The sequence below is a fragment of the Thalassospira sp. UBA848 genome, assembly GCF_002295455.1.
Classification (GTDB): Bacteria; Pseudomonadota; Alphaproteobacteria; order Rhodospirillales; family Thalassospiraceae; genus Thalassospira.
This window is the reverse complement of sequence record NZ_DBGS01000018.1, coordinates 1-25,020: the sequence shown is the minus strand read 5'-3', so window position 1 is coordinate 25,020 and position 25,020 is coordinate 1. Positions and strand designations below refer to the sequence as shown.

The 25,020-nt window shown below is 51.6% G+C and carries 19 protein-coding genes and 1 tRNA gene; 10 read left to right on the top strand and 10 right to left on the bottom strand.

The features are described from left to right. Nucleotides 1-1,599 (bottom strand): FGGY-family carbohydrate kinase, encoded by a 1,599-nt coding sequence (locus tag B2R48_RS02130; RefSeq protein WP_296997224.1) that lies wholly within the window; start codon nucleotides 1,597-1,599, stop codon nucleotides 1-3. Then, nucleotides 1,592-1,744: a hypothetical protein gene (locus B2R48_RS02125; RefSeq protein ID WP_296997221.1), complete on the bottom strand. Its 153-nt coding sequence runs from the start codon at nucleotides 1,742-1,744 to the stop codon at nucleotides 1,592-1,594. The genes B2R48_RS02130 and B2R48_RS02125 overlap by 8 nt, the downstream gene beginning before the upstream one ends. A gap of 382 nt (nucleotides 1,745-2,126) precedes the next feature. Between B2R48_RS02125 and B2R48_RS02120 the strand changes: the two genes are divergently transcribed. From B2R48_RS02120 to B2R48_RS02105, 4 genes are all read left to right on the top strand, one after another. Then, nucleotides 2,127-2,777 (top strand): DUF2291 family protein, encoded by a 651-nt coding sequence (locus B2R48_RS02120; protein ID WP_296997218.1) that lies wholly within the window; start codon nucleotides 2,127-2,129, stop codon nucleotides 2,775-2,777. Beyond that, nucleotides 2,774-4,333 (top strand): sugar ABC transporter ATP-binding protein, encoded by a 1,560-nt coding sequence (locus B2R48_RS02115; protein WP_296997215.1) that lies wholly within the window; start codon nucleotides 2,774-2,776, stop codon nucleotides 4,331-4,333. Before B2R48_RS02120 ends, B2R48_RS02115 begins: the two co-directional genes overlap by 4 nt. Nucleotides 4,334-4,343: 10 nt before the next feature. Beyond that, nucleotides 4,344-5,378, top strand: coding sequence for an ABC transporter permease (locus tag B2R48_RS02110; RefSeq protein WP_296997212.1), 1,035 nt, complete (start codon nucleotides 4,344-4,346; stop codon nucleotides 5,376-5,378). Between the two features lie 91 nt (nucleotides 5,379-5,469). After that, on the top strand, nucleotides 5,470-6,420 hold the full coding sequence (locus tag B2R48_RS02105) for a D-ribose ABC transporter substrate-binding protein (protein WP_296997209.1): 951 nt from the start codon (nucleotides 5,470-5,472) through the stop codon (nucleotides 6,418-6,420). Nucleotides 6,421-6,627: 207 nt separating this feature from the next. Here B2R48_RS02105 and fba read toward each other — a convergent pair whose 3' ends face one another. The 4 genes from fba to B2R48_RS02085 form a co-directional block, all read right to left on the bottom strand. Then, nucleotides 6,628-7,656, bottom strand: coding sequence for a class II fructose-bisphosphate aldolase (fba, locus tag B2R48_RS02100; protein WP_296997206.1), 1,029 nt, complete (start codon nucleotides 7,654-7,656; stop codon nucleotides 6,628-6,630). Nucleotides 7,657-7,660: 4 nt separating this feature from the next. Then, complete coding sequence (locus tag B2R48_RS02095) at nucleotides 7,661-8,629, bottom strand: class 1 fructose-bisphosphatase (protein WP_296997203.1); 969 nt, start codon at nucleotides 8,627-8,629, stop codon at nucleotides 7,661-7,663. 63 nt (nucleotides 8,630-8,692) lie between these two features. Beyond that, nucleotides 8,693-9,154, bottom strand: a complete 462-nt coding sequence (locus tag B2R48_RS02090) for an RpiB/LacA/LacB family sugar-phosphate isomerase (RefSeq protein ID WP_296997200.1) — start codon at nucleotides 9,152-9,154, stop codon at nucleotides 8,693-8,695. Beyond that, a complete protein-coding gene (locus B2R48_RS02085; protein WP_296997197.1) occupies nucleotides 9,151-9,936 on the bottom strand; it encodes a triose-phosphate isomerase in 786 nt (261 codons plus the stop codon). The genes B2R48_RS02090 and B2R48_RS02085 overlap by 4 nt, the downstream gene beginning before the upstream one ends. A 134-nt stretch (nucleotides 9,937-10,070) precedes the next feature. On the opposite strand from B2R48_RS02085, the gene tkt reads away from it, so the two are divergent. The 5 genes from tkt (at nucleotide 10,071) to B2R48_RS02060 (ending at nucleotide 17,870) form a co-directional block, all read left to right on the top strand. Beyond that, nucleotides 10,071-12,074: a transketolase gene (gene tkt / locus B2R48_RS02080; protein WP_296997194.1), complete on the top strand. Its 2,004-nt coding sequence runs from the start codon at nucleotides 10,071-10,073 to the stop codon at nucleotides 12,072-12,074. 898 nt (nucleotides 12,075-12,972) lie between these two features. Next, a complete protein-coding gene (locus tag B2R48_RS02075) occupies nucleotides 12,973-15,114 on the top strand; it encodes a DEAD/DEAH box helicase family protein (RefSeq protein ID WP_296997191.1) in 2,142 nt (713 codons plus the stop codon). After that, entirely contained in the window at nucleotides 15,115-15,348 is a 234-nt protein-coding gene (locus B2R48_RS02070) for a hypothetical protein (protein WP_296997188.1), read from the top strand. Then, nucleotides 15,348-17,417: an AAA family ATPase gene (locus B2R48_RS02065; RefSeq protein ID WP_296997185.1), complete on the top strand. Its 2,070-nt coding sequence runs from the start codon at nucleotides 15,348-15,350 to the stop codon at nucleotides 17,415-17,417. The genes B2R48_RS02070 and B2R48_RS02065 overlap by 1 nt, the downstream gene beginning before the upstream one ends. 12 nt (nucleotides 17,418-17,429) lie before the next feature. Next, the gene (locus tag B2R48_RS02060; RefSeq protein WP_296997182.1) at nucleotides 17,430-17,870 is read left to right on the top strand and encodes a hypothetical protein; all 441 of its coding nucleotides are present in this window, start codon (nucleotides 17,430-17,432) and stop codon (nucleotides 17,868-17,870) included. Nucleotides 17,871-18,012: 142 nt separating this feature from the next. Here B2R48_RS02060 and B2R48_RS02055 read toward each other — a convergent pair whose 3' ends face one another. From B2R48_RS02055 to B2R48_RS02045, 3 genes are read right to left on the bottom strand one after another with little or no spacing between them, the layout of a single operon-like run. Next, nucleotides 18,013-18,852, bottom strand: coding sequence for a phosphoadenosine phosphosulfate reductase family protein (locus B2R48_RS02055; RefSeq protein WP_296997180.1), 840 nt, complete (start codon nucleotides 18,850-18,852; stop codon nucleotides 18,013-18,015). Beyond that, complete coding sequence (locus B2R48_RS02050) at nucleotides 18,849-22,238, bottom strand: hypothetical protein (protein WP_296997176.1); 3,390 nt, start codon at nucleotides 22,236-22,238, stop codon at nucleotides 18,849-18,851. Before B2R48_RS02050 ends, B2R48_RS02055 begins: the two co-directional genes overlap by 4 nt. Beyond that, a complete protein-coding gene (locus tag B2R48_RS02045; RefSeq protein ID WP_296997173.1) occupies nucleotides 22,238-23,197 on the bottom strand; it encodes a DUF4007 family protein in 960 nt (319 codons plus the stop codon). Before B2R48_RS02045 ends, B2R48_RS02050 begins: the two co-directional genes overlap by 1 nt. A gap of 149 nt (nucleotides 23,198-23,346) precedes the next feature. On the opposite strand from B2R48_RS02045, the gene B2R48_RS02040 reads away from it, so the two are divergent. Further along, entirely contained in the window at nucleotides 23,347-24,537 is a 1,191-nt protein-coding gene (locus tag B2R48_RS02040; RefSeq protein ID WP_296997170.1) for a cysteine desulfurase family protein, read from the top strand. A gap of 156 nt (nucleotides 24,538-24,693) precedes the next feature. On the opposite strand, the gene B2R48_RS02035 is transcribed toward B2R48_RS02040, so the two are convergent. After that, nucleotides 24,694-24,770 (bottom strand) — tRNA-Ile (locus B2R48_RS02035). Nucleotides 24,771-25,020 lie beyond the last annotated feature (250 nt).

Sequence of the window (25,020 nt, the reverse complement as noted above, 5' to 3'; positions counted from 1 at the left end):
TCACGATCCTCCTTGCGTCGACTTTGACGCATCATCTTTGGCATCTGCGCCCTCGCGATGATCGGCAAGACGGTCCCAGACCGGTTCAAGCGATTGGCGGGCTTGGGCATAGGCGGGATAAAGTTTTGAATAGGTGACCTGAAGGTCGGGCTCAGGGGCCTCAGCATCACCCAAAAGCGGGGTGACCCATTCAGAAACACAACTTTCCATATCGGGATAGGCACCAATGGCGACAGCTGCCATCATTGCGCAGCCTGCGGCACCGGCCTCTTCGCGTGCGGACACCCGAACAGGGGCGCCAATGGACGCTGCCAGAATGCTGCGCAATGCGCGCGAACGCGCTGCACCGCCGGTCAGGCGAAGTTCAAGCGGAAGTTGATCCATAGCGCCATAACAATCGCGCGCCGCCATGCCAAGGCTTTCGACAACAGCACGAATCAAATCGGGGAAACGATGACCAGAAGACAGCCCGATAAAGCCTGCACGCGCGTTCGCATTCACAATCGGACCGCGTTCTCCAGCTTCGGAAATATAGGGGTGATACAGGATCTGCCCGGGCTCAGACCGTGCGAGCCATCCATCAATCCGCGCGACCAGATCGGCGTAATCATGCGGATGGCCGGTTTCGCTCATCAGATCAGCAGCCATTCGAAGCGCCCAATCGATATTAAGCGTCGCAGCCATATTTGTCTGAACCTGCGTGACCATATGATCGGCTGGAAGACAAATCACATACCCGGAATTGCCGCGTAAATTGATGTCCGAATCCCGGACCGCGCGCATATGCACCCCGGTCGAGCCAATCGTCGAACAGGCTGCACCAGGTGTTCCGGTGTAAACACCCGCCCCCAATGCAGTCATCACCATATCGACATAGCCAAGGCTAACCGGCGTACCTGCCAGAAGTCCGGTTTCCGATGCAGCCTGTGCAGTTAACGGATGGGTTTGATGACTACCATCAAGAATATCGGGCAACAGATGACTGCGTGACTTAAGTTCAAGCGCGTCTATGACAAGATCGGAATAACGTCGGGTGCGAAAATCACCAAATGTGAAACTGGCCTCTGACGGGTCGGTCGCCCGAACCCCGGTCAGATTTAGATAGAGCCAGTCTTTGCAATGCATGGCAGATTCGGCACGATCGAGAAGATCAGCACAATGACGATGCATATGCGCCATCTGCGCACCCTGCTGACAGGTATTGAGCGCCGTACCGGTCGCCAAAAATCGCTCTACATCGATATCCTTGGATGCAAGATCGCGTGTGGTTTCCGCCGCGCGCGCATCAAGCCATAACCACGCATCAGCAACCGGGCGATTGTTACGCCCGACCAGCCAAGTGCCATCACCCTGTGCGGTCACAGCAAGGGCGGCTGTACGCTTGGGAAGGTCAGAGATTTTTTCACCAAGGCTTTGAATTGCATAGGCGCAATCAGCCCATGTGCGATCCATGCCCTGTGTGGCAGCACCGTTTGCCCCACTGTCATAGCGGTTTGGCACGGACGCCTCGCCCAGCTGTTTGCCCGACAGACCAAAAGCTACGGCCTTGATCACAGACGTGCCTGCGTCAATTCCAATGATGATGTCGCGTTCAGTCATGCATCACCTGTGCGGTGAGCAGATGGCTGAGCACGCAAAATGCGTGTGCCATGCGACGTCCTCCCTTTTGTGCTTTTAACGCCCGACCTTGCCAGTCGATGCAGTTGTTGATCGGGGAAAATCTTCCCCGGTTGTTTTCAAGCATAACCGGACGCCGCACGATGTCGAGTGTAATTTTTTACTTTCTTAGAAATTTTTTTCAGTTATGGTTATCAGCACAGAACGGATACCCGACGCCACCAAGCGCAGAAAAAGGCGGTTTTTAACAAAAAGCGGGATTCGGGATGTAACAGACGAAATTGCCCAAAAGGCATTTTGTCTTGTGCATCGGGAGGAAAATGGCCTGCACCAAGACAGGCTTTGCTGGATCTCATCAGCAGTGCGTTTCCCCATCGCCGACAAAGCGGTATCGGGTTTTGAAACGCAGCAGATCGAGAATTGTGTGGGGCAGCACCCCACTGTCTTTGTCCGGCACTCCCACAGTAATTAACAAGGCCCTTCGTGGCTGGACGGGAGGAAGAAAGGCAATGAATGCCACCGATATATCCATCACTTCCATCAAACCGCGTGTCGGTCGGCGCGGCTTGATCATCGGCGCCACGATCCTTGGTGTTGTTGCTGCGATCGCAGTCGATACGACGGTCATTGTCATTGGCTCCGAACAGGATTTGCGCGTGGCTGGCTTTTCACCAGATGCCTATGGCGCAGAACAGTTCCCGAGGATTCGTGACGACGTCGCAAGCCGTGCGGTCGATGCCCAAACACTCGCAGCAGAGCTTGCAGCTGACCGGAAAGCGGCGGGCGAGAAATATGGCATTGGCGGCATGATGCCCGTTATCCCGGTCAAGCTTGCCGGTATGTTCGGCGAGGGCAAGGGTGGTATTTACGACATCAATGTCGAAGGACTTGAAGAAACACGCATTCGCGTTCAAACCGGCCCGGCAATCAATGGCACCGACCTTCGCGATGCTCCGGGTGACATCGCGTTTGGCGAATTCAAAAACCAGATCGAGTATCAGGATGCCGGCGCGGGGATTAACCGTGCAATGAAGGCTGAAGTCCTTGAGGACATCGATAATTCGAACCTGACCGGCAAGCAGGTTTCGGTAACCGGCGTTTTTAAGCTGATCAACCCGAAAACCTGGTTGATCACCCCGGTCGAGGTGCAAGTCCAATGACAGCACACCAAACCATTCCCCCTGAAACACTTGGCACGGATACCAGCCGCGACGAAGTGGTGATGTCCGCGCGTGATGTAGCCAAATTTTATGGGCCTTTACAAGCACTCAAGGGCGTGAATTTCGACATTCACCGCGGTCAGGTCACCACATTGTTTGGCGAAAACGGTGCCGGGAAATCGACCCTGATGAAGATTTTGTCGGGCATTATCGCCCCGACTTCGGGCAACATTTTGCTCGATGGCACGCCGGTGCGCTTTCATGGCGCCAATCATGCGCTCGCCCACGGCATTTCCATCATTCACCAAGAACTGGCATTGGCCGGGAACCTGAATGTGCGTGACAACATCTTCATGGGTCGCGAAATCCGCAAGGCAACCGGTGTGGATTTTGCCGAGGAAGAACGCATCACCCGCCTTTTGATGGAAGAACTTGAAGAAGACATCGACCCGCTGACGCCGGTTGAAGAGCTTCGCCTTGGTCAGCAGCAGATTGTCGAAATCGCCCGCGCACTTCAGGCCAAAAGCCGCATCCTGATTATGGATGAGCCGACTTCTGCCTTGTCCGCATCGGAGGTCGAAGTCCTGTTCAAGGTGATCAATGACCTGACCGCCAAGGGTGTCAGCATTGTCTATATCTCGCACCACCTTGAAGAGGCACTTGAGATTACTGATCACGCCGTTGTGTTGCGCGACGGGGAAATGACTGCATGGGCACCGCGCGCGGAAATCGACATTGAGTGGATCGTGCGCAACATGGTCGGCGAAAATTTCGATCTTGGCTCGCCGCCCGACAGTAAGTTTGGCGCACCGGCCTTAACGATTGAAAATTTGTGCGTGCCCGATACATCCGGCAATGGGCTTGTTGTCGATCACATGAACCTGAGTGTTCGGTCCGGCGAGGTTGTTTGCATCTATGGCCTGATGGGTGCAGGGCGCACCGAGATGATGGAATGTGCCGCAGGCCGCCTGCCAGCACAAAGCGGATCGGTGAAACTCCATGATCGGGATGTTTCACGTCTTTCGATTGCTGATCGCATCAGCGCCGGGCTTGTTCTGGTTCCTGAAGACCGTCAACGCGACGGTCTGGTTCAGACCATGTCGGTGGGCCAGAACCTGTCACTCTCATCGATTGCGGCATTCACCCGTGGCCTGTTCACCAGTCGCAAGGACGAACGGAAGGTTATCGAAGACTCAATCCGGGAAGTCACCGTCAAAACGGAAAGCGGGGCGACCATGATCGGCGCGCTTTCAGGTGGCAACCAGCAAAAGGTCGTTATCGGCAAGATGCTGGCAACCCGGCCAGAGGTCATTTTGCTTGATGAACCCTCACGCGGGATCGATATCGGCGCGAAGGCAGAAGTCTTCAAGCTTTTGGCGAAAACCGCTGAAGATCGCGGCCTTGCAGTTCTTTATTCCACATCAGAAGTCGGCGAATGCCTGAGCATCGCACACCGGATCATTGTCATGAACCGGGGCCGCATTACCGCCGAATTCGACCATACAGCAACCAAAGAACAGATCATGGCCGCCTCTGGCGAAGCCGTGCACCACTAGGGAGGCCAATATGGCTCAGACCACTACTTCCGCACCAGCGGCAGGCGGCATTGACCTGAATATCGGAAAGATCCTGCTCGAAGGTCGCGCCTTCTTTGCACTGGTGGCCATCGTGATCACCTTCTCGTTCCTGTCGCCGGTTTATTTCAGTGTCAGCAACTTTCTGACCATGTCTTCGCATGTGGCGATCTTTGGTTTGCTGGCAATCGGCATGCTTGTCGTGATCCTGAATGGCGGCATTGATCTGTCAGTCGGATCGACACTTGGCCTGTCCGGTGTGGTCGCCGGATATCTGATGCAAGGGGTCGAAATTCCATCGGCCGGGATCATCATGTATCCGCCCGTCTGGGCTGTCGTGATCCTGACCATCGCACTTGGGGCCTTTGTTGGTGCGGTGAACGGGATCTTGATCGCGGTCTTCAGGGTTCCTGCCTTTGTTGCGACGCTTGGCATGCTTTATGTCGCACGCGGCTTCGCCCTTTTGATGACCAATGGCCTGACCTACAACAGTCTTGGCGGCGTCGAAGCGCTTGGAAATACCGGCTTTGACTGGCTTGGCTTCAACCGCATTGCCGGCGTGCCGATTGGTGTGATTGTTCTGGCAATTGTGGCGCTCTTGGTTGGCCTTCTTCTGGCCCGTACGGCCTTTGGTCGCTGGCTTTATGCATCAGGCGGCAATGAACGCGCTGCCGAACTTTCCGGTGTGCCGACCCGCGGCGTAAAAATCTCGGTTTATGTGCTTTCGGGCGTATGTGCCGCGATTGCAGGCCTCGTCCTTTCATCACAGCTGACCTCGGCTGGACCGACGGCAGGCACCACCTACGAGCTGACCGCGATTGCTGCGGTCGTGATCGGCGGTGCTGCCCTGACCGGCGGGCGAGGCAATGTGCGCGGCACGATGCTTGGTGCCTTTGTCATTGGTTTCTTAAGTGATGGCCTCGTGATCATCGGGGTCTCAGCCTATTGGCAGACCGTCTTTACCGGTGCGGTGATCGTTCTCGCCGTGCTGCTCAACAGCCTTCAATACGGCCGATCAGGTCGATAATCCATTCGCCGCGCGAGACAGGGTGGTCTCGCGCGGCGAATACCGCCGGCAACACCCGGCAAAATCAAAACCCAACGGGAGGACACCCACAATGAATTTTCTTAAGCGTACCCTTTTCGCAACCATCGCAGCCCTGCCTCTGATGTCGACGGCAGCCATGGCAGATGGCCTGATCTCGATCATCATCAATGATCCGTCCAACCCTTACTGGTTGACCGAAGGTGAAGTCGCCAAAGCAACAGCCGAAGAACTCGGCTATGATGCAAATGTTGCGGCTCACAAAGGCGACACCAACACCGAAAGCAACCTTGTCGACACCGCGATCACCAACCAAGCCAAGGCGATCATTCTTGATCCGGCAAATGCGGATGGCTCTGTCGGCGCGGTGAAAAAGGCCGTCGCAGCAGGCATCCCGGTATTTATCGTCAACGCAGAGATCAACCAGACCGGCCTTGCCAAGGCGCAGCTGGTGTCAAACAACGCACAAGGTGCAGCCCTTGGCGCGATGGCATGGGTTGATGCAATGGGCACCAAAGGTTCTTATGTCGAGCTGTTCGGTGCACCGTCCGATAACAATGCCCAGACCCGTTCGAACGGTTTTGAAACGGTGCTGAGCCAGTATTCGGACCTTGATAAAAAGGCACAGGAAGTCGCCAACTGGGACCGCACCCAGGGCTATTCCAAAATGCAGTCCATGCTGCAGGCGAACCCGGATGTTGCCGGCGTGATTTCCGGAAACGATGAAATGGCACTTGGTGCGATTGCCGCCCTTAAGGAAGCAGGCAAGCTTGAAGGCAAAGTCATCGGTGGCTTTGATGGTTCACCGGATGCGATTGACGCGGTCAAAGCAGGTGAGTTGACCTACACCGTTCTGCAGCCTGTTGCGATCTTCGCAGAAGAAGCCGTTCGTCAGGCAGATCACTTCATCAAAACCGGCGAGCTAAAAGTAGCCGAAGAAAAGCAGCTGTTTGACTGCATTCTGGTCGATGCCAGCATTCTTGAAGTCTATGACTTCGTTGGTCCGTTCCAGCTGGATCGGTAATCTTTCCCACCGACCTAAACGAAAAACCCCGCAGTTCTGCTGCGGGGTTTTTCTGTGCCTGAACTCTGCTAAAGGACGTTCTGGTTGGGCTATCCGAAGCACACAAAACATCAATAGGTTCGGCACAAAAAAAGAACCCCCGCACGAAGCGGGGGCCAAGGGAAGGTAACGAGGGAGACTACGTCACGGCTTCGTCGTTCAAGAGTATCATGCGGCCATTTCTTCAAGTGATCGGGGCTTGATCCGGCCCGCATGGCCTGCGGTGCCAAACGCCTCAAATCGCTCTTTGCAAAGTGCGGTCATCAGGGCGGTACCTTCTTTGAGATATTTGCGTGGGTCGAACTCACCTGGCTTTTCCGTCAGCACCCGACGCACCCCTGCTGTCATCGCCATACGGTTGTCGGTATCGATATTGACCTTACGAACACCTGAGCGAATACCGCGCTGGATTTCCTCGACCGGGACGCCCCAGGTCGGACGCATGTCACCGCCATAACTATTGATCAACTGACGCAGATCTTCCGGCACAGAAGACGATCCATGCATAACAAGGTGCGTGTTGGGCAGACGGCGGTTGATATCCTCGATTACATTCATCGCAAGGATTTCGCCATCCGGCTTGCGGGTGAATTTATAGGCCCCGTGACTTGTTCCCATTGCGACTGCCAGGGCATCAACACCAGTTTCACGCACAAAGCGCTCGGCTTCTTCCGGATCGGTCAGAAGCTGTTCCTCAGACAGTTTTTCGGTCGTACCATGACCATCTTCCTGATCGCCCATGCCGGTTTCAAGCGAGCCCAGAACACCGAGTTCACCCTCGACCGACACACCACAGGCATGGGCCATTTCAACAACGCGGGCTGTAATGTCACGATTGTATTCGTAATCAGCTGGTGTCTTGCCATCCGCCTTGAGCGACCCGTCCATCATCACTGATGTAAACCCGTGCTGAATCGCTGTGGCACAGGTCGACAGATCATTGCCGTGATCAAGATGCATGCAGACAGGAATTTCCGGGAACGTCTCAACCAGGCCATCAATCAACCGTGCCAGAAGCTGATCGCCAGCATAGGCCCGCGCACCACGCGATGCCGCCAAAATCACAGGTGCGTTTGCAGCGCGTGCAGCACTCATGATTGCAAGGCCCATCTCCATGTTGGAGATGTTAAAGGCCGGAACGGCATAGTTGTTTTCAGCTGCATGATCCAGCAGCTGGCGTAGCGTGATGCGGGCCATAAGGTCAGGTCTCCTCGGTTATGTATTTTTTGATGATTTCGACCTCTTCGCGCGCACCAAAAACAAGCGGAATGTTCTGGTGCGGTGTTTCAGGTACAAGGTCGAGAATACGGGTTGTGCCATCGGTTGCACTCCCCCCGGCAGCCTCGATCAGATAGGCGATTGGCACGGCCTCATAGGCAAGACGAAGGCGCCCTTCGCGATATCCTTCGCGCTGATCAGCTGGATACATGAATGCCCCGCCCTTCAGCAAAATACGATGCAATTCACCAACAGCCGCGGCCAGCCAACGCATATTGAAATTGCGTCCGCGTGGACCACCCGCACCAGCACGGACATCTTCGGCCCATTGTTTCAGTCCCGGGCTCCAATGACGTTCGTTTGAAGCGTTATAGGCGAGTGTGCTGGCAGCTGGTTTGAGCTTTACATTCTGCGCGGCCATGCGGAAATCTTCGCCATCATGGGTGGCAATATGCACGCCATCATTGATGGCAAATCCGAAATCAAGCGAATGTCCAAATGATGCGTAACCCGCAGCAACCGCTTCGGACCCTTTGCGGGCAAAATCCGAAGGCCCGGTCGGGTAAACCACAAACAGCATGCCAAGTGGCGCACCGATCCCGATCGAACCGGACCCGTCAATCGGGTCCATGGCGATGTCATATGCGCCGTTCGGATCAAGGGTTTCGACAAGCTCGGCTTCCTCAGACAGGACATGGCGCACGCTGCGGCCCTTGAGCGCAATAACAACATGGTCATGCGCGCCGACATCAAGCGCCTTTTGCGCATCACCACTTTCATTTTCACCACACAGCGCGGCAGGATCACCGGGCAGCTTGCCTGCAGCCAGTCGCGCGGCGATGGCTGGCAATGCCTGGGCGATAGCGTTTATCAAACTGCCAAGTTCATCAGCAGGCAAACAGCTTCTCAAGACCGCAGCATCAATCATACGATCATTGGGGAGTTTCAACATGTCAGAGCATCCGTTATCGAGGGGTACCGCGCGTCACTATACCCGGTTCCTGATATTTGGGGCTCATGCCGTATGATATTTTGCGTCCACCGCATCAATCGCATGAACATTGTTGGCTGATTTACCCTGCGGATCGAACGCAGCCCCAAGGAACGCATCAGCAATATCCTTGGCCAGTTCGGCACCAACGACGCGTGCGCCCATCGTGATGATATGCGCATTATTGGATGTTGCGGCCTTGCCTGCGGAATAGGTGTCATGGGTTTGCGCGGCACGAATGCCCGGCACCTTGTTGGCTGCCAGACACACACCAATACCCGTGCCGCAGCACAAAATGGCGCGGTCATACATCCCGGCCTTTACCGCCGATGCCACACGATCCGATAGATTGGCGTAATAGTCATCCGGTCCATTTTCCGTGCGCGACGCATCGGTCACCTGGTAATCTGGGTTCTGGCTCAGATACTCTGCCAATTGCTTGGCCAGACCTTCACCGGCACTGTCACCTGCGACTGCGATTTTCATACCGTTTCCTCCAGTTTTTCGTGTGCGCCAAGTGCTGCGTCACAGAGTTTTAGAATGTCGAGATACCCCTCCACGTCCCATGCAGACCGCCCGATAAACAGGCCATCAATATGCGGGCATGTAATGAGTTCCGCACAGTTGCCGAGATTGACCGAGCCGCCGTAAAGACACGGTACGCGACGCCCCAGAACGTCCTTGGCCACCGCTATAATTTCGGCCTGACGTGCGTCGGCATATTCTGATGTTGCGGGAATTCCGTTTTCGCCAATCGCCCAGACCGGCTCGTAGGCCAACCAGATTTCGCGTGATTTTTGCGCATCACTAAGTTTGGCGAGTGCGCCGCGCACCTGGGTCGCAAGCACCTCGGCTGCACGCCCCTGTTCGCGGTCGTCCAACGTCTCGCCAATGCAGATCAGCGGGACCAGATCGTGGCGCACCGCACTTTCGGTCTTAAGCCCGACGGTCTCATCAGTTTCACCGAAATGCTCGCGCCGTTCGGAATGCCCCAGCTCGACGATGTCCAGGCCACAATCAACCAGCATGGGTGCGGAAACCTCACCCGTCCAAGCCCCGGCATCTGCCCAATGCATGTTCTGCGCGCCGACCAATACCGGCATGTCTGCCAAGACATCCTTGACCTGTCGGGTCGCGGTAAAGGGCGGAATGACAAAGCTTTGAATACGCGAAGACAGCTCCGCCTTGGCCAATCCGTTCGCCCACTGCAGCGCCTCGGACAGCGTCTTGTTCATTTTCCAGCTTGTGCCAATCCAAACCTTGGACATCCGAAATTTCCTCCGTCTTTGTTCTGAACAAATAACATCGATGGAGTTAAATTCAACACTATTTTTGTTATTTTGTTATTTTTAATTGTTCGATCACGGTCGCGCTGTTAGCTTTCAGGCCAGAGGAGGACGTTATGAACGATCAATCACAAATCGCGGCAGCAGCCGCAAAAGACCCCGAAAACTTCGCACTCGCCAATTGCCTGCGGGCTCTGGCCATCGATGCGGTAAATGCTGCAAATTCCGGTCATCCGGGCGCGCCCATGGGCATGGCCGATGCGGCAACAGTACTGTTTCGCAAACATCTGAAATTTGATGCATCCGCACCCAATTGGCCGGACCGCGACCGGTTCATTCTGTCTAACGGCCATGCATCAATGCTGCTTTATGGTTTGCTGCATCTGACCGGTTATGAAGACATGACGATGGAACAGATTCGCAACTTCCGACAATGGGGTGCGATCACGGCGGGTCATCCGGAATGGGGCCACGCGAAGGGTGTTGAAACTACCACCGGCCCGCTCGGTCAGGGTTTGGCAACGGCCGTTGGGATGGCTTTGGCCGAACGCGCGCTGGGTGCTGAATTCCCCGGCCTTGTTGATCACCGAACCTGGGTGATGCTGGGCGATGGCTGCCTTCAGGAAGGGATTGGTCAGGAAGCCATTTCACTTGCGGGGCACCTGGGACTTGGCAAGCTCAATGTGCTTTATGATGACAACAACATCACCATTGATGGCGCGACATCGGTTTCATTTTCCGAAGATGTTCCGGCACGTCTGGCGGCATGCGGCTGGCACGTGATCAGCTGCGATGGTCATGATGCCAAGGCGCTTGATGCGGCGATGGCAGAAGCCAAAGCCGAAACCAGCCGACCATCAATGATTGCGATGAAAACCACAATCGGCTTTGGCTCCCCCAACCGTGCGGGGACGGCCAAGGCGCATGGCGCACCGCTTGGCGAGGAAGAAGGCAATCTTGCCAAAACCGCCCTTGGGTGGACGGCGGCTCCATTTGAAATTCCAGCTGACCTTGCTGCAAGCTGGCAGGCCATCGGTCGACGTGGCGCCGATGAACGCCGCGCTTGGGAAGCCAAACTGGCCACCTCTGAACATGTTGCATCTTTTAACGCCCGCATATCTGGCGATCTTCCCACAAACTATGAGGATGCGGTAACAGATGCGCGCACAGCCCTTTTCGAAGCACCGCAAAAGGTTGCCACACGCAAGGCATCCCAGCTCGCACTTGAAAAGCTCGCGGCAGCCGTTCCGGCGATGATTGGCGGAAGTGCTGATTTGACAGGATCAAACCTTACTCGTGTTGACGCGGTTGATAGCCAGTTTACCGCTGAACAACCCGGTCGATACATTGGTTATGGCGTGCGTGAATTTGGAATGGCCGCGGCGATGAACGGCCTAGCGCTGCATGGCGGGTTCAAGCCATATGGCGGAACGTTTCTGGTATTCTCAGACTATGCACGCAATGCCATTCGGCTTTCGGCCCTGATGGGGCTTGGCGTGACATATGTGATGACCCATGACTCAATAGGACTTGGCGAAGATGGCCCCACCCATCAGCCGATTGAGCATCTAGCCTCACTGCGCGCGATCCCGAACCTGAATGTGTTCCGCCCGGCCGATGCGGTTGAAACGCTTGAAGCATGGGATATCGCCCTTCGGTCCCCAAACACCCCGTCACTGATGGCGCTTTCACGCCAAGGCGTGCCGCAATTGCGCGAAGCAGGCAGCGAAAATCTGACCGAGCGCGGCGGTTATGTGATGAAGGCATTCGGCAACACGCGTGATCTGACCATTCTGGCGACTGGCACCGAAGTCGCACTAGCCATCGAAGCAGCAGAAACGCTTCATGCGGATGGCGTTGGCGTGGCCGTGGTTTCCATGCCCTGCTGGGAACTTTTTGATGCGCAACCCGAAAGCTACCGCGAAGAAGTTCTGGGCAGCGCACCACGCATCGCGGTTGAGGCAGCATCCACCTTTGGCTGGACCCGCTATGTTAACTGCGAAGCCGATGTCATCGGTATGCCCGGCTTTGGTGCTTCAGCTCCGGCTGAGCGCTTGTATGAAGAATTCGGCATTACAGCTGATGCAATCGTGAAAAAGGTCAAAACGCTTTTGGCCTGAGCCTTGGGTTAAATGAAGCTGGCTTGGGTAACAGCGAGACACGCCTTTTCAATAGGGCGCTGGATCAATCTGTCACCCAAGTGCTTCGTTCCCCAGTGGTTTAGACTGCATGCCAGCAATTTAAAGTCGCCAAATTTCTCTAGATGTAACGCAGATTAACCAACAACCCGACGCCACTATTATCGTCGACGTTTCTAATCGCTGTTACTACTGTCCGATAACCCCGAATTATGACAATTAATACAATCGCTCTCAACTGCCGTGGCTAGCGGAACTAAGGAACATTTCTTAAAAATGATCCGGTGCGGTCAGGAAGCTCATCTCAATTTCTGTGAAAAATAGTAAGGTGAAGGATCTTCACGGATGCATCGGCTAAGGAGAATGAGGTTCGATGTGTCCGTGTAGTTCGTCCCTAGGTACTTGGCGCTAGTAAGTCACATAAAAAAAGCCGGTTCGCGCGATGGCGTTATATTTTGCCTGATGAGTGGCAGGCTTAGTTTGCTACATGCAATAATTGTATCCCGGAATGTTGGGGCGGATTGATTACCTTTCGGGACTACTGATGCGCAAGGGTAAAACAGCGATTTCTCTTAAGGATAGGTATTTGAGAAAATCATTTAAATACAATGCACTGCATGTGATTTCATAAGATTGCACGAAAATGCAAAAGATTGCATGATAGTGCACGAAATGGCACAATTTTCACCTGTCGTTGTGGGGCAGGATAGGTTTGGTGGGCCCACCAAACAGCCCAAACGGGCTTCCTGCTTATTCGCATGGTGGTGCCATTCTCAACGGTAAGGGGTGCCCAGAGCGAAGTTAACGCCTGAAGGACAGTTTTGGTTGGGAAGAGTTAACTGGTGTTTCGTTTGAGAAGTAAAATGTTTAGGCGGGTGTTGTGAGTGAGTTTCGCGATCATTTGAGTGCGTCAAAGCCGATTTTCATTCTTCCTCGCGATGACGCTGCAGGAGAAGTCATATCCCCGGCATTTTCTGTGTCAAAGCGCGTTTCTATTATGATGGGCTTTTTCTCAAGTGGATCATTTTCCGAAATAGCACCAGGGCTCGCTCAATATCTACGAAGCTCAGAAGAAACTTTGCGCCTAATAGTCAGTCCGTTCATTAGTAAGCAAGACCAAGAAGCTCTTCAAAGCAACTCGGAACAGGTGGATTCCGTAGTTGAAAAGTTGTTTGAAGGGGTTTTACCGAATGCACATGATTTAGCATCCCATACACTCTCTTGTTTAGCCTGGCTAATAACAAAGGGTCGGCTTGAGTTGAAAGTCGCTGTTATGCGTGACGCTCTGTTCCATCCAAAGGTTTGGATCTTTGAATCTGGAGCAGATTGTGTCGTTCTTCACGGGTCAGCTAATATGACTGGTCATGGACTAGGCAAAAATAGAGAGCAATTGAGTTTAGCGAAGAGCTGGAAGACTGATGACGGGGCGGAAATTTGCGCAACTCTTGTGTCTGAGTTCGAAACTTTGTGGAGCGGAGGCGACGAACATTGTGTGATCATCCCTATTTCAGACGCTCTACGCGAGAAAATAGTTAGGGAATACAAAGGCGAGCGACAACCAGACGAGAAGGATTTTTTGAGGATATGGAGAAGGGCCCATGGCTTAGACGAGGAGCCGATTGATGTTGAAAGGATGTTGGATGCGCAAGGCAAACGTAGCTTTGAAATTCCAGATTGGATTGAATATCAGTCAGGTGAATATGCTCACCAAGGTCAGGCAGTAGGCAAGTGGCTAGATGCTGGTTGTCGAGGTATACTCGAAATGTGCACTGGATCCGGGAAAACCTTAACCGCGATGATATGTGCTCATCATCTTTATGCGCTTGAGAAACGACTCCTGATTGTGGTTTCTGCACCCTACGATGTCCTCATCAGTCAGTGGTGTGATGAGATAGCTCAATTTGGTATCAAACCAATCAATATGTCTCGCTGCGCAGGACCAAGGCAAAGAGCATTAGAAATCGTAAATGCAAGACGTCGTTTGCGCAAAGGTGTCAATAATGTAGAAGCCCTTGTCGTGTCAAATGATACCCTTTGTACTGCTGAGTTTATTGATCAGATATCAGAGTACGATGGATCGAAATTGTTGATTGCTGATGAGTGTCACAATCTTGGTGCGCAAAGCTTTATAAGTAATCCCCCAGAATGCTTCAATTTTCGCTTGGGATTGTCCGCTACTCCTGTTCGGCAGTACGATAGTGAAGGTACCGAAGCGCTGTTTAAGTTTTTCGGTAAACGTTGTTTCTGCTACGCGCTAGAACAGGCTATTGGCCATTGTCTCACTCCGTACGATTACCACGTCGATTTTGTCGAGCTAAACGACGATGAAATGGATAGCTGGCGAGAGATCAGTGAAAAGATCGCTAAGCTGTCATGGAAGGTGAAGGAGGGGGTAAGGGATACAGAGCTTGAACGCTTGCTTTTGAAAAGACGAAGGATCCTTGAGACGGCCGCATCGAAAATCTCAGTCTTAGAAAAATTGTTAGATGCAGAAAGTAGCCGCGATCTCAAATACACACTCGTATATGCCACAGACAAAGATCCCTCGCAGCTTGAAAGCGTAAACTCCCTGCTGAGGGATAAGGGAATAAGGTATCATCAGCTCACATCTGACGAGACGGGAAGGTCGCAAAAGGCGTCGCGAATTCTTAGTCAATTTCAATCTGGTTCTTTGCAAGTGCTTACGGCCAAGCGAGTGTTGGATGAGGGGGTGAACGTACCACAAATAATGAAGGCCTACATTCTGGCTAGCACGACAGTTGAGCGACAGTGGGTTCAGAGGCGAGGCCGCTTGTTACGTACCTGTAAGGATATAGGGAAGCAGGCAGCAGTTATTCATGACCTCGTGACACTTCCCCCAGGGGCAATTGATGGTGGAGTGTTGGACAATGATGCAAAGAAGATCGTTAATTCAGAGCTTAACCGTGTGTGGGAGTTCGCCCGTTTAAGTCGAAATGGGGCATCGAAAGGTGGGCCATTTGACGCAGTCGAGAAACTCAGAGGGCTATTAGGGGAGGGATAAATGTCTTTTAAAGACGAGAAGATAGTGAAGGTTCTGCTCGAAGAAGTAAAAAACACTGAGCAACGATGTGTGGGTTATCATGAGGAAATGGCTGAGGCGCTCAGCGATGTCATTCAAAAAGAGCGCGCTCACCTATTTCAAAAGACCAACATCGCGGTTGAAATTGGAGAAGTAATCAGCCGTGTCAGTGCTTATATCGGTTTGCATAATGATAATGCTAAGGGGGCGGAATAATGCTTCTTGTTCGCGCTAGAATTGACGGATTTCGCCTGCTGAGTGGCTTGGATATAAGGTTTTCGACCCATGCTGAGCGTAATATCACAGTTATAAGGGCGGCGAATGAGAGTGGCAAAACTACTCTTTTAACGGCATTGCAATGGGGGCTGATTGGGGACAACGCTCTGCCTTCTGGATATAAGATTCGACCAATGGGGCAACCTAATTCAAAGATCGTCGAGACAAAAGTTGAGATAGAATACGAGATAGAGAATCGTGACGGACGGCAGCGTTACTTGTTGGAGCGGTCCGTTGAAACGAATGGGGAACTCAGTATAAAGCCGAAATCTAGTCTTACCTTGTTTCATATAAAGGACTCTGGCTTTGAGCCGATCATCAGTCCCTACAATCATGTTCAACAGCATTTTCCTGCAGAGCTTCGAGAGGTGTTTTTCACCGATGGTGATCGAGCATTAAGCTTCATTGAAGGGCCGCAAGTTGACCAACAACATAAGGTTCGTGCAGCCATCAAGAAAATGATGGGCCTATCAATTTTAGAAAGCGCGATAGAACACCTGAAGTCTAACGAAAAGAAACTACGCTCTCAGTTCGATAAAGAAGCAGGGAATGAAGAGACTCGTGCTGTCGAAGAAGAGTTGGATGTAATTGAGCGAATATTGCCAGAGCTCTCTCAGAAATTTGAAGAGACAAAAGACCAAGCCGCGAACCTCAACGATAAGTATCACAAGGTAGATAAGGAGCTATTCAACGCTCTAAAGTTGGGGAATAGAGAAGAGTTAGCTAAAGAGTTGCGAGAGACTCAGTCGCAACGCAAGCGTTTGGAGGACCAGAGAAAGAGGACGGAAGTGCGTCAGGCTGAATTGCTATCTTCAAGTGTCCTCGCAAAATACATGATGGGCAGGCAATTCAAAAAGGCAGGTGAGATACTAGATGACTTGAGGCAGAAAGGGCAAATTCCCAATAAGACTATCCCAATCCTCGAAGATCGCCTCACCCATAGCGACTGCATTTGCGGTGAAAGCCTTGATCCGCATAGCGAGGATGGAATGAGACGACGTAGCCATATTAAGCAACTGATCGAGGATAGCAGGGATGCCGATAGCGTAAAGGCTAAGGTGTCAGATCTGTATTTCCAGGGAAAACCTCTTTTCTCTGATGAACCTGTTAGCTGGATTGCTCTCTATTCAGATGCCTTCGAGGAAAGACAGAATATACGGTATGTCTACGAAGAGGTCGGTCAAAAAGAAGCTGAAATTGAAGCGAAACTCAACAGTATTCCTGATGCCGATGTTAAAAGGCTTCAAGATATGAAGGAAACATATCGCAATCAACTTCGACAACTTACGATGGAAGAGACGCGGTTAGATGAGAAAATAAAACTTAAGCGTTCTGAAAAGAACGAACTGGAGTTGAAGTTCCGCACACTCTCAGCTCGGGTGGAGAAGGGCGAGAAAATTTCTAGAGAGCTCAATGTTGCCACTGATATGAAGAATATTGTTGAGCGATCATTAGAGAGAATGAAAACTCAGGAAGTTAAGCAAGTCTCGGACGCGATGAATAGGCTCTTTCTTAAAATGATCGGGGCCGACGAAGAGAGTGCGTTGATCACCAGGGCGGAAATAACACCGGAATTCCGGATAGTCGTCTTTGGCCGGGAAGATTCAGTTCTTGACCCTTCAATGGACTTAAACGGAGCTTCTCGTCGAGCCTTGACTATTTCATTTGTTTTGGCTTTGACAAAAATTAGTGGTGTTGAGGCACCAAACGTAATCGATACTCCCCTCGGAATGATGTCGGGGTTTGTGAAGTCGGAAGTTGTTAAGACAGCGTCTGAAAACAGTGCGCAATTGATACTTTTATTGACTCATGATGAGATCAAAGGGTGTGAGGAAATACTAGATGCAAGGTCAGCAGAAGGTTTGACCCTGACTAATCCTGCGCACTACCCCAAAATTCTGAAGAACGACCCTGGTACCAAAGAGGTAAAAGTCCTCTCATGTGATTGCAGGTACCTAGAGACCTGCGCGCTTTGCGATCGCTATGAAAACTCTACAGATGCAGCTTGATAGGATATTGGTATGGACAATCCGTTTGCGGGACTAGACATAGCGATTCTTGATGATTTTAGGGAGAAAATTGATGCCTATGTTCAGCGCCGAGAAGGACAGCGCGCATCTCCCTTGAATCAACCGTTCAATCGAAATGTAGACATTTGGTTTTTCGCAATCATGTTGGCTGTTCAAAATGGCCTTAAGCCAACTGAAGTCAAAGGTAAAACGTACAAGGCAGCGGAAGGTGTGGTTATCGGCTCGGACAGTTGGCGGCCAACTGCGTTGACCCTTCTTGCTATTGCAGAGAGCGAAGACCCGAATATTGTTGATCGAGCCGGGGATATGATGAGAATAGCAAATAGCTATGCTAACGCCGGGTTTCCTTTGCTTTTCTCAATGCTTGACAGTCGAGGTGATGACACTGCACTTGATTACTTGTGTGATGAAGTTGAAAAATTTGTCCGCTAATGAGCCCGTTCGTATTCGATTTGCCCAAGAGCGAGATTTAGCTCTCAATTGAGTAGAAAGACGATACCGATTGAGTGTTCTGCTATCGGGTATATAATATCGATGTAAACTGCGGATCATCGGTTTTCGGTGATCCCGTAATTTACTTGTGGCAAGTTAGGCACCCTTTCGATTGGCCAAAGATATCGTCGATATCAATTTCCTCATCGTTTATTCTAAGTGGATTGATTTGGTGGCGCAATTTTGCCCTCTCAAGTCGTTTTTGATAGTCCTGCTTTATTTGCTTGATACGTTCAGGTTGCATCATCTCTTCAAGAGATTCACCTTGTGACCAAGTAAACGGGGAGCCGTTTTCAACGGCATCCTTCTCATATGATTTAGCTTCTTCAAATGCGTCGGGATGTTGTTCCTTGAGCCGCACCCATTCTATTTTCTGTTGATAAAAGCAGAAGGTGCAGCCGCTGCGAGAGCGCCAGTCGTAATACTTTGGTAAACCTAGTCCCGACGCATCGAGGAGCTCAATTACACCTGGCTTATCAATCCCAGCTTCTTTGAAGGGCAATCTAACCTTCAGCCGTTCGTGTTTTGAGCTGTAGCCTTCGCGATATTCCTCATCCGCCCTGATTGCGACGTAGCTGTAGACTGTGGTCCCATCTGCTAGAATTGGGCGAAGCCAATGCTCGAAGGGTCGGAGTTTAAGTTGCCTGGTGCACCAGCGCGTTTGCGGTGACGGAAGGAAATTATTGTATTGTTTGAGCCAGAAATCGAAGTCGCGATCAGGGTTTAGGTAAAGGATCGATTTGCCCAAAAATCCCTCAAGACGCCCAAGAAATTCGTAAACTTCAGGCAATTCCTTGCCGGTGTCCGTAAAGAAATATTCGATATCCAACTCGGGGTGGTGTTGTCGCATATAGACTGCGAGGGCGGCGCTATCTCGCCCTCCCGAAAGGCCCAGAACGTGTTTTTCTGATGAGTTCGTCACGAGACTACTCTTTGAGTTGGGGGTTCGTTGCTTTTATCGATATCTACCATGAAGCGCGAACTTAGCTCTGCTAGCGCTGCTAGCACCATCCTGCGCTTTTTTTCGTCGCTAGTGTCAATGACGCTTTCAAGTTGAGAAATGATCTTGTCGATCTGTTTTCGCTCGCCTGCAATTACTTCGAATTCTGCATGGAGGGGCGCGGGGCGACCATTCACACCAACGACCACTGCCATGGCATGACGCTTGTCGGAGCGTCCTTTCACGCGAGCAAAGTTCTCTGACCGGATAAACTTTTGTGCGAGGTCGGCTATTTCAACTGACGCTCGATCTAGGTCAGGGTCAGTCCAATCCCTAGAGGGTTTGTTCGCTGCGAGGCTGGTAATTCCCTCGACGTCTTCAACTGTTCCTTCGAACCTGGCAAGTCGGCCAATGAAGGCGTTAAGGCGGAAGTCGCCGCTGATCTCGACGATGTTCTCTGCGCGTTCGCGTAATTCGCCCAATGCTTGTGGAGACTTATTGGGTACTTGCAGTTCAGCAAGCATAAGGTCCGTTAGGCGGACAAGCATTGACGGATATGAAGCGACCAGTTCTTCAAGCCCTGCACGGACATCATTTACGACTGATTGGATCTCTGTTTCACTTTCCAGAGCGCCTCGTTCACCGAAAGCTGCTGGAATATCATCAAATAGGAACTTATTCGGGTCATTGGCAAGTTTGAACAGGTCGCGCACTCTTATGGCGTTCGCGGAAAGCTGTGTTGTGCGCTTGGTCCACGATTGAAGTCGGTCGAAAATTGCGATCAGTCCGCGCGCGACATCAATCGGTGCTAGATGTGTAAGACTGTTGCTTGTGTCGAGGTCCCGAACAACTTCTGCCATGCTTGAGAGCAGGCGTCTGGATAATACAGAGAGATCCATCCAACGCAGTTGAATCTCCTTTGCATCCTTTGCAAGAATTTCTACATCAATGTCTTTAAAGCGCGCCTGGAAAACACCCTCTCGGTATAGGGCAACCTGTTCACGTTGGGAAAGGATGAAGGCTACCGCAAGTATGGGCATAAGGCCGTCTTTTACGCCAAATGGCGGCTTTGACCAAAGATCATAAATTTCTGCCACGCTTACTGTGCGGTCGCCCGCTTGTTTCAGTAGTTCACTTGCAGCCTCCCACAGTAAATGAAGGCCACAAGGGTCATTAGTATTTGAGGGCGAGCTAAACTCCCACCCTTCTCCATGGTTAGCATAGAGGCCTGTTGCCTCCAAAAGTGACGCGTAAAGGCCGCCTTCGGCAGGATATCCTTCAATACCTAGGCGCGGTGACCCTTCTTTTGAGACCATCGCACGGAGCAAAGCGTTTTGCGCAGCAGTTGCATTGCTTGAGGGCTTAATGCGGTTGAGAAGTTCATTGTTAAGTTTAGGGGAATTGGGATAGCGCGCAGCTGCGAGCTCTGAAGCAACATTGTTGAGTTCTGCATGTCGCCACTGTTGTGGCTCCCGGTCTTTTAGATACCAAGTGGCGTTGTCGAGCGCGCGACGAATTTCTTCTTCAATTTGTCCCTGCAAGACAGCCTGGCGGGCTTGCAGCTCGCGTTGTGCCACGGCATCGCCCGCAAGGTCTGTGTGTTCTTCTTGCACTTCATGAAGCGCAATCAGTTCTCGCGCGAAGTCTGTAATTGCCCAGGCTCTCTGTGACATGCCCGTCGCGACATCCCATTCTTTAGATTCATCGGCTGCTGCGCGACAAATCTCCTGGGCTTGTTCACTTGTTTCTCCTTCTGTAGGTATCGCTAATAGGAATTCACCTATTGTACCTGCATGAGGATGGTAGGTGCGAACTCGCTCTTTAAGGCTGCTCAAGGCTGTGACGCCAACGTTGAACCAACGTAGGGATCCTGTTTCATGGTAGTGACGTTTTGCGAGGATTGGCTGCAGTCCTGCCAGCTTTTGCAGGGCAGTGAAATCCACTTCCCGAACGTGCTCTAGTGCTTCTTGCGCCGCGCGGTCAATGTCGAAGTCACTGCCAGCGTATATCGCATAGGAGTCGGCGAACTTTCTGTATATGACAAGGGACCAGGACTTGAGCTGCTGAAGGGTTGCGTCAATCTGCGCTTTTGACGTTCCGTCTACACAAGCAGCGAGTAGCTCATTCGTTGGCACTAGACCGGATCTCTCCTTGAAGAGGTCAATGAGTGCTATTGCCTTCAATAGTTTAAGGTGGAGCTCATCGCCACCAAGCGCCTCGCAGCGCTCGATTGCTTCTGCTGCCATCGCCCATCTGTGACCGTCTGGTGAGGCGAGAATAGAGGGTTCCAAGTTGACACGCAGATAATTCCAAAGGCGGTCGGGTTCGTAAAGGCTATCCTCGGTGTTGTGGCGAATGAAATCTTGAAAACCAGAAGGCTCTGCTGAATTGAGGAAGCCAAAAATGCTTCGTTGGTTTTGGCCAAAGCGGCGACGCGATATGGGGCCGAGCAAGCAGGTTGTAACGGGGTGTAAAGGCCAGCATCCCTCAAGGGTTTCTGCTAGATAGGTAGATGCTGCAGGACGCTGACGTTTAATTTCCGACGCAACGACATACGCAATCCTTCCAGGTTCGGATGCGGCACGACCGTTTTCGATTGCACGTGAGATTAACTCTATCTGCTCTTCACCTGCAGCATTGACGGCGAGGTCAACAAAACGCCCTTGTATTTTCGACCATTCATCACGCACTTCGCGAGATAGGCGGTTGGCATACTCTTCGAAAGCTTGGTGAAGAATTCCAACTACAATCAATCGACCAGAACTACGTGACGCGGCTTCAGCCAGTAACTGAAATAGATAAACGTCAGCGCCTTCTTGAGCAGCGGACTCCAGGAACTTTCCCATTTCGTCAATGAAAAGGATCACGCCGCCATATGTGCGGGGTTTCGCATGCGCTAGTTCTGTTAGGGCTGAAACTACTGCGTCGTCGGTCCAGTGTCCTTTGGTCGATGGGCTGACCAGCCCCTGTTCTTGCAAGGTTTCCCCTATAACCGTTGCCGCGTCATCACGACGACCAACGATGGGAATGGTGCGCCATCCTTTTGTTTTGGGAGGCAAAGCAGCATAGATCTGTTTTGCATGGGCCTTTCCAATTGACCCTTCGGCCCTTTGTTTAAGTGCGCTATCGCCACCCAATAGGGCGCTTAATGCAACGACAAGGCTCGACTTCCCACTTCCATAGGGGCCAGTCCATGTAAATGCACCATGACCAGTTTCCGATACGTGTTGTCCGATAGAGAGCAATACCTCTATCGAGGACTTGGGGCAGACATAGCCTTCCAAAGCAGCCGCGTCGTTGTAGTCTGAGTCGATACGGATAGAGCGTTGGAAGCGTCTTGCAACATATACGCTATCTTCGAGTACCATCACGCAGCTGCCTTCGTTTTCTTAGGTTGATAGTCTGAGACGGCATGGTCGAGTGCGGTATCCTCTTCTAGAGACACTTCGCGAAATACTTGTTTGAGGCCTGCAGTTTCAGACCATCGGAAAGCGCCGTCAGTGAACTCCTCAAGATCAAGTAATCGATCAGCAATGTCGTTTTCGTCGAGAAGGAACGCGCGCCCCGGAGATCCGGGTTCATGAGCAATAGCCTCAAAAGACAATGTTTGTGCCGTTGAATAGTGTTTCCAGAAATTTATCAAAGCATACAAGAATACACCGTTCCCTAGTGTGGATTTTGGGCCACGGGCAAATCTGAAGCCATCTCGTTTGCCAACCGCTTTGATTAGCCCTAACTCCGAAAGTGGCGACTCTAGCGTGTCTTCGGGCGAGGTCTTGCCAGAAGGAATCTTAGCGGCGTAGGTGCGGAGAAAACACTCTACATCACGCCTAATGGTCGTGGCAGAAACTCGTGGCCAAGCACGATCTTCCGCAACTTTTTCAAGGGCCCGAACAAGTCTTTCGCGTTCAAACGTTGCGCCAGGAAAATTGTTGAAACTCCAATGCCAAGTGGTTTTTTCGGGCCGCCCTGCTAAATGCCAATGAATTAACCAAAGGCTTGCAGGATGTTCCATGTACGGATCGAACCCGTTCTTGCCAAAAATTTGATCTCCAAGTTCAGTGGTAGTCAGTTCGCTCGCACCTTCGCCATCGGCGATAATGCCGCAGCAGGTCGCCCAATGACGCATCGAGGAGACCATATTCTTGCCAACCCCAAAACGCGCGATTGCATCTTCACTAGTGAAAGCGGTTTTGCTGTTAGGGTCGCCGGCACGCTCAGCGACCGCATCATAGGCCTTTTTTAGCCAACCGTAGCGCAACGGAAAGGTCTCATGTCCTGAAAACTGAGGCTTATATGTGTCTTGAAAAATTGGGCCGCGTGGCATTGCTCTTTGTCCTGGATTGTTGATCCAGGTCGACATTAACGCATAAAATATAGTAGGGTCAATTTCGTTCCTGGAAACATTCTCCAGGAAGCTTTTATTGGAAGCGTGCTGTAAAATGCAATATTCTTAGTTAAGATATTGTTGTGTAAGTGAAAATTCCAAAAATGATATATCTAGATCATCAAGCTACAACGCCACTTGATCCTGAAGTGTTGGAAGCAATGCGCCCATATCTTGGGGAGTATTTTGGAAATCCACACTCAGCTGAGCATATGGTTGGCTGGCGAGCTTCTCAAGCTGTGGACCGGGCGACTGATGAAGTTGCAACGTTAATTGGGGCGGATGCAGATGAGATCATCTTTACTTCGGGAGCAACTGAAGCAAATAACCTAGCGCTTCTGGGAGTGGTAGGGCGAGCCAATCATGGCGCGAGGAATCGCGTTCTGATAGCGGCGACGGAGCATAAATGCGTTTTAGAACTCGGTCGTGTGTTGGAACGAAGGTTTGCGATTAAGGTTACAATACTTCCTGTTGGTCGTGATGGGGTTGTCGATCTGGAGGTACTCTCTGCAGAACTAGGAGAGGACGTGCTCCTTGTTTCTATTATGGCGGTCAATAATGAAATTGGGACACTGCAAGATATTTCAAAGATAGCGCAAATGACGTCTCAATTCGGTTGCCTGTTTCATTGTGATGCAGCCCAAGGGCCTTGTGCAATGGATATGTCTCAGCTTGCAAAAGTGGCCGACCTAGTTAGCCTATCTGCACACAAAATGTATGGTCCTATGGGCATAGGCGCCCTTTATATTAGACGAGAGCTTCAAGGCAGTGTTGAGCCATTGATTTATGGTGGAGGTCAGCAAAATGGTCTTCGGTCGGGTACGTTGCCAACTGCTCTGTGTGTTGGTATGGGGAGGGCTGCGAAAATTGCCTCAAACGAAAACGCAGCTATTGAGCGGGCTTCTGTGAGGCAGCTTCGAGACCTACTTTTAGATAAGCTTCTCAAGCTGCCTTGTTCTACTTGGGTGAATGGCCCCAGAAATATGCAATTCAGGCACCCTGGTAATATCAATATTGGCTTTAGCGGGGTTCAAGCTGCTGACTTGCTGGGGCGTATTCAACCGCACTTGGCAGCATCAACCGGATCTGCTTGCACTAGTGGGATTCCTGAGCCTTCACATGTTCTACGTGCTATTGGTTTGAGCGATGAAGAAGCAGCCGCATCAATTAGGTTAAGTATTGGCAAAAACATAACTGAAGACGAAATCGAGACAACAGTGAGTGTTTTTGAGGGGGCTATCGAAAAAATATTTTCCGATGAAACCTCCATACTTCCTTAAGTGCAGGGATTTCTCACTTTTTCTGTCAATCTTACTGCTTTTTGTCGGCTTATGTGTCAATCGATGCCAACTTATCTGGCAATCGGAACTGCCAAGCGGTTGATTTCGCTGTATGCTGAATTTCAGCTTTTGTGGCACGTGACATTTGGGAGGAGATGGTGGGCCCGGCAAGACTCGAACTCGCAACCAGACCGTTATGAGCGGTCGGCTCTAACCAATTGAGCTACAGGCCCTGATTGAGTAAGAGTTAGCGGATACTCACTACTCAATACGCCGCCGTAAACTAGATAAATTTGGGTTCAGGTCAAGCACAAACACTTATCGACTAGTCCCCTTTCGAAAACCGATGTATCCAGATTGTTTGCATCGCAGCTAACGGCAAAATCTCCGGATCAATTTCCCTCAGACAATTTCTCTACAAGCTAAAGAGCGCTCTCAGCTTCGAGATATTCTTTGACGTGGAGAATACCCTCAACGCCTCTT